This window comes from Rhizomicrobium electricum, assembly GCF_011762045.1.
In the GTDB taxonomy this organism is placed as follows: Bacteria; Pseudomonadota; Alphaproteobacteria; order Micropepsales; family Micropepsaceae; genus Rhizomicrobium; species Rhizomicrobium electricum.
The window spans coordinates 166,569-184,634 of the sequence record NZ_JAASQS010000009.1; the positions used below are offsets into that span (position 1 = coordinate 166,569).

An 18,066-nucleotide genomic window follows, 5' to 3' on the forward strand; every position below is an offset into this window, starting at 1 on the left:
AAAGAGGCACCTATTCCGGCCAGGGAACAAACCGGCCGGCGCAGCTCGTTGGTGTGCCGTTGGAAGGCGCGCCCTTCACCGTCGCGTCGGTACCCGCGGGCAGCGTCAGGTTGCTGCCGCCCTTGCCGTAAATCACGTCAGCATGGGTGAACTTGTAGGTGTATTTGGCAGCATCGGTGACGAACACGCCGTCGAGGGTCGCCTCGGCGCGATGGGCTTCGTCATAACCGGAGAACATGAACTCGCCGCCGCCCGACACCGCGACGTTCTTGAACGTGATGTCTTTGTAGACCGGCGGGAAATCGCCGCGCGACGCGCCGTCGGAGCCATACGAACCGGTGAGCTGGATCGGATGCGGCGAATTCCTGATGCAGACGTTTTCATAGGTGATGTCGTGCACCAGTCCGCCGCGATTGCCGGCCGACTTGATGCGCAGGCCGTTGTCGGTGCCGTCGAGCGTCAGATCGGTGACGAGCACATGCGAGACGCCGCCTTGCGTGCCCGAGCCGATCGACATGCCGTGGCCGTAATAGAAATGGTTGTGGCTGACGGTCATGTTGGTGAGCCCACCGCCGTCGCCCTTGATCGCGATATTGTCGTCGCCGGTGCGGATAGAACTGTGGGTGACGGTGATGTTCCTGGCGCCGTTGCCGGGATCGATGCCGTCGGTGTTGTGCGCCAGCGGCCGGGCCTCGTGCGTAAACCGCTGCGGCGTCTCGACCTTCACGCCCCAAACCGTGAATCCATCGCCGCCCGAATAGACGACGTGGAAGTTCGGCGAGTTCTTCAGGGTGATGCGATAGAGCGTGAAGTCGTCGGCGTGATTGGCCACCACCAGACGCGGCAGGATCTGTCCGCCTTTGCCGCCCGCCGCCAAATCCCAGGCCGAAACCGTCTTGCCGGGAATGGTCACGCCGCCGCGGCCGTCGATCACGCCATCGCCCATGATGCCCGCGCCCGCTGCGCGATCGATCGCGATCAACGGCTTGCAGCCTTTGCCCTTGGGCTCAACCGCACCGCAGCTTCCCGGCTTGACGGCGTACTGGCTGAAATCGAGCGAACCGAACAAGGTCGCGCCCTTGTCGACCAGCAGCGTCACGCCCGCACGCAAGGTCAGCGGACCGGAGACGAACGCATCCGCCTTGCCGTTCGAGCGCAGCGCCACCGATTTGCCTTTCGGACAGGCGTCGATGGCACTCTGGATGCGGCCGGTGTCGAGCTTGGATTCATCGGCGGCCGCGAGGCTGCGATACGGGCCATCGGCGACGGAACTCAGCTTGGCAGCGACCACGGTGCAGACCGGCGGGATGACCGGCTCCGTCACGGCGCGCGCATCTTGCGCGGCCGCCGAAGCAGCCAGCGACACCGACGTCAACAGCAATGCGGAAGCAAATCTGGACACGACGAATGATCCTTGAAAGTCATTGAACGCGATCATCGCTTTTCGCCGTCGCGCAAAGTTGTGGCGTTCCGGTGCAGAATAGAGCTTTCCGCAGACCGTCAAAAGGCGCAGCCTGGACGCATGCCCTGGACCGAGATCGACACCGCGCGATTGCCGGACGGCGACGTGATGACGTTGCGCCGCAACGGCGAAGCATTCGAGATCCGCGTCGGGCTTTACGAATTGATGTCGAGCCGCAATCCGGTGTCGGAACGCGCCATGGCGGCACTGGTCGTTTCGCGGTTGGAGCGGCCGATAGGACACGCGCTGATCGGCGGGCTCGGGCTCGGCTACACGGTGCGCGCGCTGCTCGATGCGGCGCCGCTGGCCTGCATCACCGTCGCCGAACTGGTGTCCAAAGTGGTGGACTGGAACCGCGGACCGCTGGCCGGCCTCGCCGGACGGCCGCTGGACGATGCGCGCGTGTCGGTGTTCGCGGGCGATGTCGTCGAGGCATTGCACGCCAACCCGCGCGGGTTCGATGTCATCCTGATGGATGTCGACAACGGGCCGGAAGCGGTGATGTTCGACGGCAACCGGCCGCTGTATGCCGCGGACGGGCTGGCGCTGGTTCTAGCCGCGCTGGCGCCGGGCGGAATCGCCTGTTTCTGGGCGGCGGACCCGTCGCCGGGGTTTGAGCGCCTGCTGGCGGGCGCGCTGGCCACCTCGGAACGGCACGATATCGCGGTCGAAGGCCGCATCGGCCACACCCTCTATCTGGTGCGACAGGACGGCTGAGCGGCGCCGCCAAAATGCCCTGCTTCCGGCGCTTGCAAACCGGCGCGGCGGCCTATATAGCCCCGTCCTCCGCGGGGAAACCCGAGGAACCGGCAGCGCCCTTCGTCTATCGGTTAGGACTCAAGATTTTCAATCTTGCAAGAGGAGTTCGACTCTCCTAGGGCGCGCCAATCACCCGCCATTTCGGCGGGTTTTTCTTTTTTACCAACAACTTACGGGGCAGCCGCGGCCGCATCGTCGAGGTGTAGTTGTACCCGCGCTTGGCCGTTCCATTCTTCGGCGCGGAGGCGGCCGACGGCGTGGATATTGGCGCCGCGGGACTTGAGCAGCGCGTCTCCCAGCGGGGTTTCGGCCACACGGAAGGCAATGGCATCAAGGCGAGCACCGTCACCGCCGACAAGCCGCAGGCGGACATGACCTCTGCCGACCACATCGGCGAACCCCACCCGGACATCGGGAATGGCCAGCAGCGGCTCGGGATTGCCCGAACCGTACGGCCCCGCCAGTTGCAGATCGCGCGCCAAGCCGAGCGTCGCCCCGCCAGGCGAGACGGTCGCATCGATCGCCAGCGGCACGTCGGCAATGGGACCGCCTTTGGCGAACGCTTCGGACAAGAAGAGACGGAACGGTTCCACCTGGGCCGGGGTGAGGCCGAAGCCCGCCGCCATAGCGTGGCCGCCGCCGGACTCGATCACGCCGGACTCGTGCGCCGCGCGCACCATCACCCCGACATTCGCTCCCGGCACCGAACGCGCCGAGCCGCGGCCCAATCCGCCCTCGAACCCGGCCACGAAGGCAGGCTTGCCGAAACGTTCTTTGAGCCGTCCGGCGACGATGCCGACGACACCCGGATGCCAGCCTTCGCCCGCGACCAGCACGAACGGACTCGCCTCCTGCTGCGCCGCCAGCGCGGTCGCTTCATCGAGGATCATCTTCTCGATCGCCTGCCGCTCGCGATTGTGGGTGTCGAGCGCGAGCGCGTGTTCTTCGGCCATCGCCGCGTCGAACGTGGTCAAGAGATCGACGCCGAGACTGCACCGCCCTACCCGTCCGCCGGCGTTGATACGCGGTCCGAACACGAAGCCGAGGGTGTAGGGCGTGAACGGCGGCGCCACGTCGGCAATGCGGGCCAGAGCCTTGAGACCGGGCCGCTCCAGATGTCCGAGCCGCGCCAACCCGGCCCGAACGAACGCCCGGTTGACGCCGGTCAGCGGGACCACATCGCACACCGTGGCAAGGCCGACGAGATCGACGGCATCCATCAAATTCGGCTCGGGATGCTTGGCGTAAAACCCGGCCTGGCGCAGAGCGCGGTTGAGCGCCACCAGGAACAGGAACGTGATCCCGGCGGCGCAAAGATGGCCGAGGCCGGAGTCGTCGCCGCCCGCATTGGGATTGACCTGCACCAGCGCCGGCACGACGTGTTCGCTGGCGTGATGATCGAGCACGACGACATCGAGCCCCGCCTCATGCGCCGCCTTGAGCGCGACGTGCGCGCCCGCTCCGCAATCGACGGTGACGACCAGCGAAATGCCTTCGGCCTTCAGCTTCAACAAGGCCGCGGAATTGGGGCCGTAGCCTTCGGTGAGGCGGTCGGGAACGTAAACTCGCGGCGGTTCGCGAACGGCGGCCAGAAAGCCGACCATCAGCGCGGCGGAACACGAACCGTCGACATCGTAATCGCCGAACACCGCGATCTTCTCGCCGGTCTTGAGCGCCGCCACCACGCGGGCGACCGCCTCGTCCATGTGCTTCAGCACGCACGGTTCGGGCAACAACCGCTTCAGTGTCGGATTGAGGTAATCCATCGCCGCGTCGCGTTCGACGCCGCGCGACGCCAGCAGCCGCGCAATCACCGCCGGAATCTGGTGATCGAGCTGGATGCCGCGAGCGAGATCCTCGTCGCAGCTTGCGAGTTCCCAGCGGCGGCCGGAAAAGGAGTTTTCGACGTGCATGGCTTCAGACATGGGGCGATTCGCCTTGAGACGGCCAGTGGTACCGTGAAAACACGAACACCAACGACAATTTTCCCCGCCAGTTACGCTTGTATCCCAATACAACCAAGTCAAATCCGGCTATGCTGACTCGCATGGAACAGACCGACGGCGACGGCCGTACGCCTCTCTTCTATGCGGTGGCAAAAGACGACGCCAACCGGGTCCGGACGCTGCTAGAAGCCGGCGCCAACGTCAATGTCCGCGACAAGAACGGCGAAACGCCCCTGCATCTCGCCGCCAAGGACTTCCGGCTCGCCGCGGCGGCGATGTTGCTCGCTTACGGCGCCAAGGTCGATGCCCAGGACAATCAAGGCAACACGCCGCTGTTTCGCGCCGTGTTCGAATCCCGCGGCCGCGGCGAGATGATCCAACAGCTGTTGAGCGCGGGCGCCGACAAGACGCTGCTCAATCGCTACGGCGTTTCGCCGGAAATGGCGGCGCGCAGCATCACCAATTACGACGTGGCGCGGCATTTCAAGTGACGGTGTCCCCGGCACGCGACCTCTCGCAGCCGTATTCGGTCCACAGTAACGCTTGCGCAATTGCGCGCCGCGCGGCGGCCACACGCGCCCGTACGGCCCGGCGGCGGGCCTTGGTGGCGCCACTGTAGCGACCGTGGATCAGCCGGTTGCTGTTTCCCTTCGGAGCGCCGCGCGGTTTTCCGGTTCGCTTGCCCAATTGAACCTCACTTTTCGGCAGGGGTACCCCCACCGTCCTTACAATGACAGGCGATCGTCTTGGCGATCGCTTCGTCGAGCGAGTCCTGCGACGGGATCGCATCTTCGACGGTCTGCGGTTTGGCGACCGGGCGGCTCGGCGGCGGCCAGATGTCTCCATGCAGCACATTGATGTTATGGCTGGAACGGCCGCGGATCTTGGCAATGGCGTTGCCGAGTTCGGCACTGACCGCCAACAACCTCACGGCATCGTTCACCGCCGCGGAGCGCTTGTGGCCGAACTCGTCGAGGCTGCGGCCATTGCTCTCATCGAACTTGCGGACTTCGGCAAACGAACTGCCGACGGCAGCCAGGGTTTCAGCCAGTTCGGCTTCCAGAAGCGAAACGGCGTCGCTCTTAGGATCGGAAAGAGGTTGATTGGTCATGGGCTCCTCGTGTTTCGGAGCCATAGAATCTAAGCCCGTTTTCGCGCAGGGGGATAGATTTTGCCGATTATTTTTGATGCCGCGATGAAAGCGCAAACGCATCATCGCGATAGCGGACGTGCGTTGGCGAGTGCCGGTGTGGGATAGACATTTTCGTGCGCCACACTGCCCGGTTCGTGGCCGAAGAAATTCACGCGGAGGCTTTTCTGCCCCACGCGGGCGCACCAGTTTTGCGCTGGCACTCAGAACGCGGGGGGAAGTGCTGAGCGCAGCGAAGCAAAGGGGGGATCGCTCTTGCGCGGGATAAGCCCCCCTTTGTCATCCTGCGCCTACGCGCAGGATGACACTTCCCCCCACGGTCCTAGTGCCGGTGTGAAAAGCCTCGCGCCCGTGGAGGGCAGAAAAGAGGGCGCGCGCATGGGGCAGAAAAGAAAAGCGCGCCCGCGTGGGGCAGAAAAGAAGGCCGCGGGCGCGTCCGGAATGACAGCGTGTTATCGCGTCGCCCTTCTGCGCGGGTGTTTCGCGGTGATCCAGCGGACGGTGCCGGAGGTCGAGCGCATTACCACGCTGTGGGTGACGATATAGTCCGGCGTGCGGTGGATGCCTTGCAGCATGGCGCCGTTGGTGACGCCGGTGGCGGCGAAGATCACGTCGCCGCTGGCCAGTTCTTTCAGGCCGTACTTGCGCTCGAGATCGGTGATGCCCCATTTGGCGGCGCGTTCGCGCTCGGCGTCGTCGCGGAAAACCAGCCTGCCCTGCATCTGGCCGCCGAGGCAGCGCAAAGCCGATGCCGCCAAAACGCCTTCCGGCGCCCCGCCGCGGCCGACATAAATGTCGATATCGGTTTCGGACGGCGATGTGGTGGCGATGATGCCGGCGACGTCGCCGTCGGTAATCAGGCGCACGGCCGCACCGACGCTGCGGATCGCGGCGATATGGGTTTCGTGGCGCGGACGGTCGAGCACCAGCGCGGTGATCTCGCGCGGATGCACGCCCTTCGCGCGCGCCACGGCGAGAATGTTTTCTTCGATCGGAGCATCGAGATCGATGGTGTTCTCGGCATAGCCGGGACCGACCGCGATCTTGTCCATGTAGACGTCGGGCGCGTTGAGCAGCGTGCCGGGCTCGGCGATCGCCAGCACCGCCAGCGCGTTGGGCAGCGCCTTCGCGGTCAGTGCCGTGCCTTCGAGCGGATCGAGTGCGATGTCGACGGCAATGCCGCCGGTACCGACCTTCTCGCCGATATAAAGCATCGGCGCTTCGTCGCGCTCGCCTTCGCCGATCACCACCGTTCCGGTGATGGGCAGAAAATTGAAGGCGCGGCGCATCGCTTCCACCGCGGCGTGATCGGCGGCGTGTTCGTCGCCGCGTCCGATCTGATCGGCCACTGCCGCGGCAGCCGCCTCCGTTACCCGCACTGCTTCCAGCGCGAAGGCACGGTCCAACCAATTCGACAAGCCATAACTCCCGTCATAGGCAGCGCCGATGAAGGCACTGCGTGTGTCGGCGGAGAGTTATTTCGCTTCCATCGGGATCTTCACCGGTGGCGCCACGACGTTGCTCGTTCCGGCAATCGTCTGAAGCGCACCCTCGACGGCCGCGTAGGTCGTTTCGTGCGTAATCATGACAATCGACACGGCTTCCCCAGGGGCACGTCCGCGCTGAATCATGCTTTCGATCGAAACACGCCACTTCGCCAGATGGCTGGCGATCTCCGCCAATACGCCAGGCACATCCAGCACCTGGAACCGTAGATAAAACGCACTCGATGCGCCAGCCGCGGGTGCGGGTGACAGCGCTGACAGTGATGCAGCAGGCACACCGAATACCGATCCGACGTTACCGCGCGCAATATCGACGATATCGGCGATGACAGCGTTGGCAGTCGGATATTCACCGGCGCCACGGCCTTCAAAGAAGAACGGACCGGCCTCGTTAGCGTTCACAACCACGCCGTTGAGTACGCCATCGACGTCGGCCAGCGGCGTTCCGGCGCACACCATCGCCGGCTGAACGCGCTGAATGATACCGTTATCGGTCTGACGCGCGATTCCAAGCAGCTTGATGCGATAGCCGAATTCGCGCGCGAACGAGATGTCGTCCGGCGTGATGGCGCGAATGCCCTGCACCGACACCGCATCGAGATCCGGCGCGACGCCGAACGCCAATGCGGTCAACAGCGCCAGCTTGTGCGCAGTGTCGCCGCCACCGACATCGAGTTCGGGATCGGCTTCGGCATAACCGAGCGCCTGCGCATCCTTCAACACGTCGTCGAAGCTGCGGCCGGTCGCTTCCATCTGCGTGAGGATATAATTGCAGGTGCCGTTGAGGATGCCGCGCACGGCCTTGATGCCGTTGACGATCAGACTCTCGCGCAGCGACTTGACGATCGGAATGCCGCCCGCCACCGCCGCTTCGAACTTCAGCGCCCGGCCGTTCTTCTCGGCCAGCGCCGCCAGACGGGCGCCGTGGCGCGCCATCATCGCCTTGTTGGCGGTGACGACGTGCTTGCCGGCCTTCAACGCTTCTTCGACCAGCATCGGCGCGGCGCCGTTCTCGCCGCCGATCAGTTCGACAATGAGATCGGCCTTGGACGCGGCCAGCGCCTTGATGTCGTCGAGCTTGGCCGGCGCATCGAACGCCTCGCGCTTGGCCGGATCGCGGTCGCACACCGCCACCAGCTCGAGCGGCGTGCCGGCGCGCGCATCCAGCATCTCGCCGTGCACGCGCAAACCCTTGGCGACCCCACCCCCTACGGTGCCGAGGCCGGCAATGCCGATCTTCATTGCATTCATTTCGAGATGTCCAGCGATGGTGGTTCGTTGAGGCGCAGCGACAGGAACTTCTTCACGTTCCGCGCCGCTTGGCGGATGCGGTGCTCGTTCTCGACCAGGCCGATACGAACATAGCCTTCGCCGTATTCGCCGAAACCGATGCCCGGCGCGACCGCGATCTTGGCGTGCACCAGCAATTGCTTGGCAAACTCCATCGAGCCGTGCTCGCGATACTGCTCGGGCAGCTTAGCCCAGGCGAACATCGACGCCGGCGGGACATCGATTTCCCATCCGGCCCGGCCCATGCTTTCGACCAGCACGTCGCGGCGCGACTTGTAGATGGCGCGGATCTCGTCGACGCATTCCTGCGGGCCGTTGAGCGCGGCGGACGCAGCAACCTGGATCGGCGTGTAGGCGCCGTAGTCGAGATAGCTCTTGATGCGCGCCAGCGCGCTGATCAGCGTCTTGTTGCCGGCGGCAAAGCCCATGCGCCAACCCGGCATGGCATAGGTCTTCGACAGCGACTGGAACTCGATGCAGATGTCCTTGGCGCCTTCGAGCTGCAGGATCGACGGCGGCGGCTCGATGTCGAAATAGATGTCGGCATAGGCCAGATCCGACAGCACCCACATCTGATGCTTGCGGGCGATGGCGAGCAGCTCTTTGTAGAAATCGAGCCCGACCACCTGCGCCGTCGGATTGGACGGATAGTTCACCACCACCGCCAGCGGCGACGGGATCGAATGGCGCGCCGCGCGATCGACCTGACGCAGATATTCTTCCGGATTGGTCGCCGGGATGTGCCGGATGGCGGCGCCCGCGATGATGAATCCGAAGGCGTGGATCGGATAAGCCGGATTGGGCACCAGCACGACGTCGCCGGGCGCAGTGATCGCGGCGGCGAGGTTGGCGAAGCCTTCCTTCGAGCCGAGGGTGGCGATCACTTCGGTATCGGGATCGACCTGCACGCCGAAGCGGCGCTCGTAATAGGCGGCCATCGCCCGGCGCAGGCCCTTGATGCCGCGCGACGCGGAATAGCGGTTCGACTTGGGATCGCGCGCGACTTCGCACAGCTTGTCGACGATGTGCTTGGGCGTGGGCATGTCGGGGTTGCCCATGCCGAAATCGATGATGTCGTCGCCCGCAGCTCGCGCCTGCGCCTTGAGCCTGTTCACTTCTTCGAACACATAGGGCGGCAGTCGTTTGATGCGGTGGAAGTCGGTTTGCATGGAATTACAGGTGTGAACCATCTCCTTGGGGATTACGAAGCCGCAAAACACGGCAGATTTCCCGCCGCGTCAATGGCTATCGAGACATTTTTGACATGGCGTGTTGCGCCAATCCCGCGCATAGGGTGCGCGGCAGCGTCTTCCAGCGCAATTTCCTGAGCCTCTGGACCTTTACTTCCGCGCTTGCGGACGGAAAACCGGTTCCCACTTTTCCTGCAAGCGCTAGCCTTGCAGGAAAATTTCGGCCCGGCGGTTGCCGTCCTCACCCTTGGGCATGGATTCGTAGAAGACCGGCTGGGTATCGCCGACCGCCTCGACCAGCACCTTGTCCGCCGGAATCCCGGCACGGATCAGCTCCCGCGCCACTGCGTTGGCGCGCGCCTGGGACTTCTTGAAGATGAGCTCGAGGTGCTTCTCGGCCGACATGTTGGGCGTCCGGCTGGACGAGTGGCCGACCACACGGACATAGCCCTGCCCGCCGGCGGCCTTGAACTGCTCGGCGGCGGCACGAACCTGGAGCTTCGCCGCGGCATTCAGCGCAACGGCGTCGCCGGGGAAATAGACGACGGCATTGGCGCCATTGACGTTGGCCATCGGCTGCACGGCAGGCGCCGACCCCAGCGTATCGAGATTGGCGACGACCTTGCCTTCCATCTTTTCCGGACCGCCCATGGCCACATCCGTGGCCGGCGCACGATGGCGGACGGCCTTGTGGCGGGGCGTGGCGGCAGCATAGCCCGAGGGGCCGCTGCGCATGCCGGCGTTCGAGGCCGTGGCGCGGTAATGATTGACGATCGGCGCGGCGACGAATTGCGACACCGACGGGTCCAGCGGCGGTGCGCTCGACGGCTTGAAGCCAAGTTCGGCGTCGCTGGGCGAAACGCTGTTGACGGGCGCCTGCGGAACCGCCTGAGGCTCGGGAGCCGGAGTTACGCGCGGCGGCGGTGCGGCCTCGGCGACCTGAACCGGCTTGGCCTTGACCTTCTTCGCCGGCTTTACCGGTGCCGGAGCGGGCGCGGGTTCGGCCAGTTCGGCAGTCTTCACCGCTTCGGGAGCGGCTGCGACGGCCGTCACGGGCGCACCGGCGGGCGGCGGCGGCAACGTTCCGGCCGTGGTGGTTCCGGCCGGATCCTGTGCCAGCGAGCGATCGACCGCTGCGACCTGGGTCGGCGCCGGCGCCGCGGGCGCCTTGGCCTTCGGTGCTACCGGCGCGTCTTCGGCAACCTTCTCGGCGGGAAGATCGGGAGGCGGTGCGGCGGCCGGTTCGGAACCGCCGCGCAGAGCTTCCGCGCTGTACTTCGCATTGTTGCGATCGGCCGAAAGCGACTCCGCAACCTTCTGCTGCTCGTCCGCGGCCGGCGCGACAGGCGCATCTGGCACACTGGCCAGATCGGGGGTCTGTGCGTTGTCGACCGGCTCATCGCTACCGCCGAACCACGTCGTGGGATCGACCCAATCGGGCACGGTCGGCAGGCTGGAGCAGCCCGATGCACCCATGGCAAGGAGGGCCACGGTAGCAACGCCCAGTAGTTTCATCTTGCGAACGCCCAGCGTCATGGAGTGCTCCTGGATGCCTTGTTGGCACCGGTTTGCCATATACAAGGCCGCTTTGTCCGTTCCAAGCCGTCATACCCCCGCAAGGGCATGAAATCGGTGATAAACTTGGTGCGGCGTCCCATAATGTCGCAGCAGATTACCACCATTTCGGCGCGGAATCGGGCGAATCGCACGGCCGCCTCGCGTTTACGCCAGCATATGACAGTGTCACCCGAAAGAGCGCCCGGCATGGGTGCGATGCTTTGCCAAGCGCCGGATCAGCGCGACACGGCCGTGATGTGCACGACGGACGGTTCGGCGAGCGGCGTTCCCGCCGCCGCCTGCCAGCGCGCCGCCGGATCCAGCTTGCGGGTGTCGTCGATCAGGATTTTGGCGTTGCCGTCGCGCGTATCGAAACCGAGCGCGTAGACCGTTCCCGGCTTCAAATACGGGGTCAGCGAAGCGGTGAAGGCGGCGTTGTGCTTCTTCAAGTACTGGATCGAGAACCACAGGTCGGCATCCCGCCGGTCGGTGAAGTTGAGCGAGCGCTGCTCCGAAACCCGCACCATCGCGCTGGGATAGAGATGCATCGTACGCGTTGCATCGGGTGATTGCAGCGGCCGTGCCGGCAGCCACACCGCCGCGAGCACGACAACGGCCGCGAAGCCAAGCGGCAGCCCAGCGAGCCCCCTGCCCGGAAGCCGCATAAGCGGCCGGCCCTCCCGCAAACGCCACAGCGCCGTGGTCACGGCGATAAAGGCCAACGTCGCCGTCTCGACCTGATGGGCCTGGGTGATCCAGGGCGGCGTGAACGGCGCCGACAGCAACACGCCGGCCATCGCCCAACGCAACAGCGTCCGGTAACGGTCGGCCGGACGACGGAACAGCGAAACCAGCGCCGCAATCGTCACTCCGACCCACGCGACCGCCATGACCGCCATCGCCAGCGCGTTGACAAGGCTGTAGACGCCGCGCTGCGCGATCCAGATCTGGAAGGGCCCGAGGATGCTGTAATGCGCCATCGCGGCCCGCACCGCGGCGCCGTTCTCCAGCACCATGTCGTCGGGATTGCGCCAGACGAACCCGAACAGGCCGTTGGGCGTGTAGAACAACTCCGCCAGCGAACGCAGCAATCCGACGACCACCAGACCGGGCTGTTTCAGCGCTTCGGCAATGACGATCTGCCAAGCCGCCGAGGCCTGCGCGGCACCGGACAGCGCATTCAACTCGGGATGCAATTCCTTGAGCAGCGTGAAATCGCGGTGGTGGATCAGCCCGAACACGATGGCGGGGTAATCGGAGAAACTCATGCCGCTGGCCGCCGCATGCAGCACGATCTCGTGGACCGCCGCCCCGGCCACGATCGCCGCCACCGCCATGCCGAAATGACGAAGACGGGCATTGCGCTGCGCCGGAACCAGATGCAGCGCGCTCCAGATCGCCAGGGCCGGCAGGATGAAGAACGCCCCTGCCCGCGCCATCAATGCGATGGTAATGGCGAACAGTCCGGCCAACACCCTGACGCGCGCCGCGGCGGGATCGACATCGCCGGCGGCGGTGGCACGCCAGATCAGCGTGAAGCCGATCAGGCCCAGCGGCAGACCGATGTCTTCGGTCTGAATCACACCCGCCCAATGCCGCTCCGAGAACAAGAGGATCGCCAGCACGATCAGCGCGGCCCGCCGCCCGTGGGTCGCCCAGACGGCATTGGTCGCCAGCGCGACCGTCCATGCCGCGAAGGCGCTTAACACCAGCAGCGCCAAACGCAGATCGCCGCCGAACAGCCGCAGCAACGCCGCCAGCGTCGTCGGGAAAATCGGCCGCTTGGCGCTCATCTCCAGCATATGGCCGTGCGTCAGGCGCAAGGCGTCGTTCAAAAAGCCGAACGAGTCACTCCAGGGCAGGATGCCGCCGAACACGGCGCTGCGCCCTTCGTAGCCGAGGGTCCAGAGGTTCATCACCCAGGACAGCACGATCATCTGGACGATGGCGTGCAGAGCCAGCCTGCGCGTTCGCCCGGAACAGCGATCGAGCAAAAGCACGATCACGATCAGGACGCCGGAAAACGCCAGCGCATCGTTCAGCGGCAGGAGTTTGCACACCGCCAGCACGAGACCGTAGGTGAGTGCGAGAGCCAGCGCAGCGGCCGCCGAGGCACGCTCGGTGGGGAACATCCGGCCGAGGATTTCGCTCGACCTATCGATCCAAACTCGCAGTCTCATCCGGCGCGCACCCGTGTTTCGCGAGGGGCGCGAGAATGCCCGCGCCGCCCCGCGCTCACAAGAACCGATCCTGCGACGGAATCGTCAGAGAAGTCCGGTCGTTTCGGGCAGACCGAGCATGATGTTCAGGTTCTGCACCGCCGCCCCGCCCGCGCCCTTGCCGAGATTGTCGAGCAGCGCCACCAGACGCACCTGCCCGCTGGCGTCGTTGCCGAACACGAACAGCTTGATCTTGTTGGTGCCTTTCAGCGCTTCGGCATCGAGGTTCGCCACCTTGAGATCGGCCGGTGCAACTTCGACCAGAGGCTGGCTGGCATACGCATCCGCCAGGACGCGATGCAGATCGGCCGACGACGGCACGCCCGGCAGCGCCCACAGCGCCAGCGGCACTTCCACCAGCATACCGCGGTAGAAGCGTCCGACGAACGGCGCGAACACCGGCGTGTGCGCGAGGCCGGTATGGGCCTTCATCTCCGGCAGATGCTTGTGCGTCAGCGTCAGCGCGTAATTGCGCACCACCGTTTCGGTGTAGTCCGGCGCGTCCTTCTTCTCGAATTCCTCGACCATCTTGCGGCCGCCGCCCGAATAGCCGGAGACGCCGTTGGCGGTGACCGGAAAATCGACCGGCAGCACGCCGGCGCGCACCAGCGGACGCACCAGGCTCACGAACGCCGTCGCCCAGCAGCCGGGATTGGAAACGCGCTTGGAGGCCGCGATCTTCTCGCGCTGGCCCGGTTCGAGTTCGGCAAAGCCGTAGGTCCAGCCCGGCGCAGTGCGATGGGCGGTGGAGGCATCCACGACGCGCACGTCCGGGTTCTCGATCAGCGATACGGCTTCGCGCGCCGCATCGTCGGGCAGGCACAACACCACGAGGTCGGCATCGTTGAGGGCGCGCGCACGGGCCTTGGCATCCTTGCGATCGGCCTCGCCGAGCTGCACGACCGTCAAGTCGCGTCGCCCGGACAGCCGCTCGCGGATCTCAAGACCTGTCGTTCCCGCTGCGCCGTCGATGAAGACCTTAGCCACTGTGGTCGCTGTCCCTCTTTGAAATTGCGGGCCCCTTCTACTCGTCCTGGCCGCGCTGGCAAGAGGATTTCAGCCCTTGGTGGCAGGGGTATCGTTGGCGGCGGCATCGACCGCGGCCGGGCGGAACGCCATCGCCGCCGCATCGGCCGCTTCGCGCTCTTCCGGCGTCAGTTCGACGGCCAGCGTCTGGGCGCGCGCGGCGGCATTGCGGTCGCCGAGCCGGGCGGCGACGGCATACCATTTGTAGGCCTGCGGCCGGTTGCGCACGACGCCCTCGCCGCGCTCGTAGAGGATCGCCAGATCGAAGGCGGCATCGACTTCGCCGAACGCCGCGGCCTTGGCGAACCATTCCGCCGCCTTGGCGAAATCGGTGCCTTCCGGCCAGCCGCCGGCATACAGCTTGCCGAGATTGGTCATCGCCTTGAGATTGCCCGCCTTGGCGGCGCCCTCGTACCAGCCGATCGCCACCGGCATGTTGGCGCCGACGCCGGTGCCGGTCTGGTAGATCACGCCCATCAGGTTCTGCGCCACCGGCTGGCCGCGCAAAGCCGCGCGCCCGATCCACAGCCGTGCCTTGTCGAGGTCGACCGGTACGCCGGTGCCGTTCAAATACTTCAGTCCGCGGACGAGTTGGGCGCGCGGGCTCCATTCGGGTTTGGCGGTGACCGGCGGTGTGAGCTTCGTGACGGCGGCCGGAACGTCCGCCCCTTGGGCCGGCTGATAATGCGCGAAAACGTAGATATCGAACCACGCGACCAGCGCTGCCACCGCCGCCAGGATGGCCCAGCGGCGCTTGCCGAGAAACCGCAACCATGCCGGCCGGTGCTTCGCCGGATGGTTGGCCCTCCGCACTGCCGCATCGTTGGCGGCGCGACGCGCCGAGACGAGGTAATCGGCCACGCGAACGGTTGGCTCCGTGGCGGCGGGCTCCGCTTCCACGGCCGGCTCGATATCCGAGGCCTCCGGCGCGACCACTTCGGGCTCATAGGGCTGCGGCTCCGGCACCAGCGCTTCCATGCGGACCGGCTCGAGCAGCGGCCCGCCGCTGCGCAGATTGTGGACGTCCAGCCGAATCTGGGCCAACGCCGACGTCTGCCTCTCCTCGAACTTCTCCAGCCGCTGCCGCAGGCCGTGCAGCCGTTCCGCCAAGGCGCCGGTGTCGACGTCGACGCTCTTCAGCCGCTCGCCCATGCGCTGCTCAAGGCTCTGCAGCGATTTCTCGGCCACACTGAGACGGGCATCCAAACGCGCCAGCGCCGCATCGGTCGCGGTGCGCGGCTTGGGGACGATGACCTGCTTGGTGATTTCCTGCAGCGCTTCGGCCTGGGCCCGCATCAGCGCATCGTAGCTTTCCGCCTCCTTCGGCGGCTGCGGTTCGTCGGCAGGAACAGCGTCCGGCTGCACTTGGGCCGACGGCGGATCGTCCGGCAGCGGCTCGGCGGACGGCACGATCTCCAGTACCGGTTCCTCGGGCGGCACGGCATCCGTCACCAATTGGACTGACGGCACGGCTTCGAGCGAGGGCGTGGCCGACGGCAACGCGATCGGCGGCACGGCGTCCGGCGGCGCCACCATAGCGATCAATTCCTGCCGGCTCGCGAAATGCGCGTATATCACGCTGCGGGCGAAATTCACCTCGCGCGCGACCGCGCTCAAAGTCACCGCGTCAGTCCCGCCGCGACGATACAGTGCCTCGGCCGCGGCGATGATCGCCGCCCGGACATTCATCTGCACCACACTGTTTGTCTGTGCGCCGGACAATTGGCTCGGGACCCTTGACGTCCGCGTCTACTTTGAGCCGTGTTGGTGAAGAAAGTCTTGGCCCTAATATCGAGTTAGGAAAGCGGTAAACAATTCCGTTACTGGGACCCCGGCGATTGAAACGTCAACGACCGGTTAAGCAGAATTTTCTAGCCTAGAGTCGCCCAGCGCTATCCGGAGTGCCGTCGCCGTGTCGTCAGCCGCCCAACTCGATCACGCCCGCGGGTTCTCCATGCTGAAGCCGGACGAACTCGACCGTATACTGATGGAGCACAAGGCGTTTCTGGCCAACGCCCGCAACGGCCGTCGCGCGACGCTGATTTCGCATTTCCTGGCACAAGCCGATCTATCGAACTGCATGCTGGCGAAGGCCGACCTCTCCGGCACGATACTGACCGGCTCGAACCTCAAGTTCAGCAACTTCTCGGAAGCGACGCTCTATTGCTGCGAGATGGGCAACGTCGATGCGCGCTACACCAACTTCGCGCGCGCCGACATGCGCGGCGTGACTCTCAGCGGTTCCAATCTCAGTCACGCGCGGCTCGACGGCGCCGATTTCCGCTCCGGCCGACTGCTCAAGAACAGCGCCGGCATCGAAGCCGTGATCGATCGCAACGGTTCGGCGGCCGGTGTCGACTTCAGCTATTGCTCGCTCAACGGCGCGACCTTCGAAGGCGCCGATCTCAAAGGCGCCGATTTCACCGGGGCGATGCTGATCGGCACCAAGTTCAAGGGCGCCAAGATGAACGGCGTCGTCCTCAAGGACGCGGTTCTTACCGATGTCGACGTCAGCGAAATGCAGTTGCCGCCCGAAGCATTCAAGGACTGCATCATGCCGCCGACCAGCGCGGCGGTCGCAATCCGGCCACAAATCCTGTTCCGCCTCACCTCCCACCAGACATGGGTCGAGTCCGATGCGCAGCTCGGAACCTTCGCGGTGCTCGACGGCATGGATCTTCGCCCCGTCGCCACGCAGATCGGCAAGTACAAGCTGACGGCCATTTCGGCAAAAAATGTCATTGCTGCCGGCGTCGACTTCTCCTGCACCGAACTGCAAGGCGCCAATTTCGAAGGCGCCGATCTCAGGGGCGCGAGCTTCGAAGGCGCCGATCTCCGCGGCGTGCGTTTCAAGGGCGCCTTGCTCCACCACGCCAGATTCCTGGGCGCCGATATGCGACCGCTGGTTCTCAAATCGGGCGAAATTTTGGAAACCGATATTTCCGAGACAGCGTTTACCGCCGGGCAGCACGCCGAGGCAGTGTTCTCATAAAGCCGCAGTCCTGGTCTAAATCAACATCGTCCCAAAATGGTACGGCACGCATTAAGTGTTTCCGCCGTACACGGACGACCATCCGATTCGCGTTGACGCTTGAATCGTCGCGAAAATTTTCCGACGCGCAGCAATAGCGGAATATCCCCACTATGATTGACGGGACACTCCGTACGCGGAACTACCAGCTTTCGATTCGGTAACCATGCGGTCAGGCTCGCCCCAATACCGGTTGTGACAAAAACGGGATGGGAACGCGATGACATCGACTGCAGTACGCTTACGCGCAGTGGCCGACGACGACCTTGTTTCTGCCGACGTCCAGCATCTTGGAATTTCCGGCCATCTCGAGCGTTTGAAGGACTATGCAGTCCGTTTGCGCTTTCATCGCGGCGATACGATTGCGGCAGCCGGCGATGCCGCCGCCCACATTTACGCCGTGAGCGCCGGATGTTTGCGCCTTACCCATCACGGCAATGACGGCCGCCGCCACATCGCCGATTTCCTGTTCGGCGGCGATCTCTGGGGACTGGGCGACGCCGACAACTTTGCCTTGTCGGCGGAAGCGGTATCGCCGACCACGATTACGGCCTATCCGCGGCAGCAATTCGACCGGCTTGGGGAAGGCAATAATCGTCTTCGTTCGGAAATTTTCGCGCACCTTTCCGCCTCCATCCAGCGCGCACACCGGCATCTCTACCTGCTCAGCTGCCTCAGCGCCCGCGAACGCGTCGCGACGTTCCTTACGCGGATGATGCAGAAGTCACAGCTTGTTTACGGCGCCCGCCTCGATCTGCCCATGGGACGCCAGGATATAGCCGATCATCTCGGCCTCACCGTCGAAACGGTGTGCCGGGCGTTAGCGGCCTTGAAGGCCGAGAGCGTAATCGAGGTGCCGAATGCGCACCTCGTGGTTGTGCGGGACGGCTCGGCGCTTTCGGCCGTAGCCGGCGAGCCGTCCCTTTCCTGA

The 18,066-nt window shown here is 65.1% G+C and carries 14 protein-coding genes and 1 tRNA gene; 5 read left to right on the forward strand and 10 right to left on the reverse strand.

What is annotated here, in order from left to right; translation table 11 throughout:
• Positions 1 to 10 precede the first annotated feature (10 nt).
• The gene (locus FHS84_RS17980) at positions 11 to 1,402 is read right to left on the reverse strand and encodes a glycosyl hydrolase family 28 protein (protein ID WP_208393949.1); all 1,392 of its coding nucleotides are present in this window, start codon (positions 1,400 to 1,402) and stop codon (positions 11 to 13) included.
• 120 nt (positions 1,403 to 1,522) lie between these two features.
• On the opposite strand from FHS84_RS17980, the gene FHS84_RS17985 reads away from it, so the two are divergent.
• Both FHS84_RS17985 and FHS84_RS17990 read left to right on the forward strand, forming a co-directional pair.
• A complete protein-coding gene (locus FHS84_RS17985; protein WP_166936911.1) occupies positions 1,523 to 2,179 on the forward strand; it encodes a spermine/spermidine synthase domain-containing protein in 657 nt (218 codons plus the stop codon).
• Positions 2,180 to 2,274: 95 nt separating this feature from the next.
• A tRNA-Glu gene (locus FHS84_RS17990) sits at positions 2,275 to 2,349 on the forward strand.
• Between the two features lie 42 nt (positions 2,350 to 2,391).
• Here the strand turns inward: FHS84_RS17990 and recJ are convergent.
• Complete coding sequence (recJ, locus tag FHS84_RS17995) at positions 2,392 to 4,146, reverse strand: single-stranded-DNA-specific exonuclease RecJ (RefSeq protein ID WP_166936912.1); 1,755 nt, start codon at positions 4,144 to 4,146, stop codon at positions 2,392 to 2,394.
• Between the two features lie 110 nt (positions 4,147 to 4,256).
• On the opposite strand from recJ, the gene FHS84_RS18000 reads away from it, so the two are divergent.
• Complete coding sequence (locus tag FHS84_RS18000; protein WP_166936913.1) at positions 4,257 to 4,658, forward strand: ankyrin repeat domain-containing protein; 402 nt, start codon at positions 4,257 to 4,259, stop codon at positions 4,656 to 4,658.
• 203 nt (positions 4,659 to 4,861) lie between these two features.
• On the opposite strand, the gene FHS84_RS18005 is transcribed toward FHS84_RS18000, so the two are convergent.
• The 8 genes from FHS84_RS18005 to FHS84_RS18040 all read right to left on the reverse strand — a co-directional run bounded on the left by FHS84_RS18005 (position 4,862) and on the right by FHS84_RS18040 (position 15,793).
• A complete protein-coding gene (locus FHS84_RS18005) occupies positions 4,862 to 5,278 on the reverse strand; it encodes a hypothetical protein (RefSeq protein ID WP_166936914.1) in 417 nt (138 codons plus the stop codon).
• 491 nt (positions 5,279 to 5,769) lie between these two features.
• On the reverse strand, positions 5,770 to 6,735 hold the full coding sequence (gene glpX, locus FHS84_RS18010; protein WP_166936915.1) for a class II fructose-bisphosphatase: 966 nt from the start codon (positions 6,733 to 6,735) through the stop codon (positions 5,770 to 5,772).
• A gap of 57 nt (positions 6,736 to 6,792) precedes the next feature.
• On the reverse strand, positions 6,793 to 8,073 hold the full coding sequence (locus FHS84_RS18015; RefSeq protein WP_166936916.1) for a homoserine dehydrogenase: 1,281 nt from the start codon (positions 8,071 to 8,073) through the stop codon (positions 6,793 to 6,795).
• Positions 8,070 to 9,281 carry an LL-diaminopimelate aminotransferase gene (locus FHS84_RS18020; RefSeq protein ID WP_166936917.1) on the reverse strand — a complete coding sequence of 404 codons (1,212 nt, stop codon included), beginning with the start codon at positions 9,279 to 9,281 and terminating at the stop codon, positions 8,070 to 8,072. Before FHS84_RS18020 ends, FHS84_RS18015 begins: the two co-directional genes overlap by 4 nt.
• Before the next feature lie 222 nt (positions 9,282 to 9,503).
• Positions 9,504 to 10,838, reverse strand: coding sequence for an OmpA family protein (locus FHS84_RS18025; protein WP_166936918.1), 1,335 nt, complete (start codon positions 10,836 to 10,838; stop codon positions 9,504 to 9,506).
• 257 nt (positions 10,839 to 11,095) lie between these two features.
• The gene (locus tag FHS84_RS18030) at positions 11,096 to 13,039 is read right to left on the reverse strand and encodes a hypothetical protein (RefSeq protein ID WP_166936919.1); all 1,944 of its coding nucleotides are present in this window, start codon (positions 13,037 to 13,039) and stop codon (positions 11,096 to 11,098) included.
• 84 nt (positions 13,040 to 13,123) lie between these two features.
• Positions 13,124 to 14,065, reverse strand: a complete 942-nt coding sequence (gene argC / locus FHS84_RS18035; protein ID WP_166936920.1) for an N-acetyl-gamma-glutamyl-phosphate reductase — start codon at positions 14,063 to 14,065, stop codon at positions 13,124 to 13,126.
• 69 nt (positions 14,066 to 14,134) lie between these two features.
• The gene (locus tag FHS84_RS18040; RefSeq protein ID WP_243851205.1) at positions 14,135 to 15,793 is read right to left on the reverse strand and encodes a TetR family transcriptional regulator; all 1,659 of its coding nucleotides are present in this window, start codon (positions 15,791 to 15,793) and stop codon (positions 14,135 to 14,137) included.
• Between the two features lie 223 nt (positions 15,794 to 16,016).
• Here FHS84_RS18040 and FHS84_RS18045 point away from each other — a divergent pair, with 223 nt between their 5' ends.
• Both FHS84_RS18045 and FHS84_RS18050 read left to right on the forward strand, forming a co-directional pair.
• Positions 16,017 to 17,096: a pentapeptide repeat-containing protein gene (locus tag FHS84_RS18045; protein WP_166936922.1), complete on the forward strand. Its 1,080-nt coding sequence runs from the start codon at positions 16,017 to 16,019 to the stop codon at positions 17,094 to 17,096.
• Between the two features lie 259 nt (positions 17,097 to 17,355).
• A complete protein-coding gene (locus FHS84_RS18050) occupies positions 17,356 to 18,066 on the forward strand; it encodes a Crp/Fnr family transcriptional regulator (RefSeq protein ID WP_166936923.1) in 711 nt (236 codons plus the stop codon).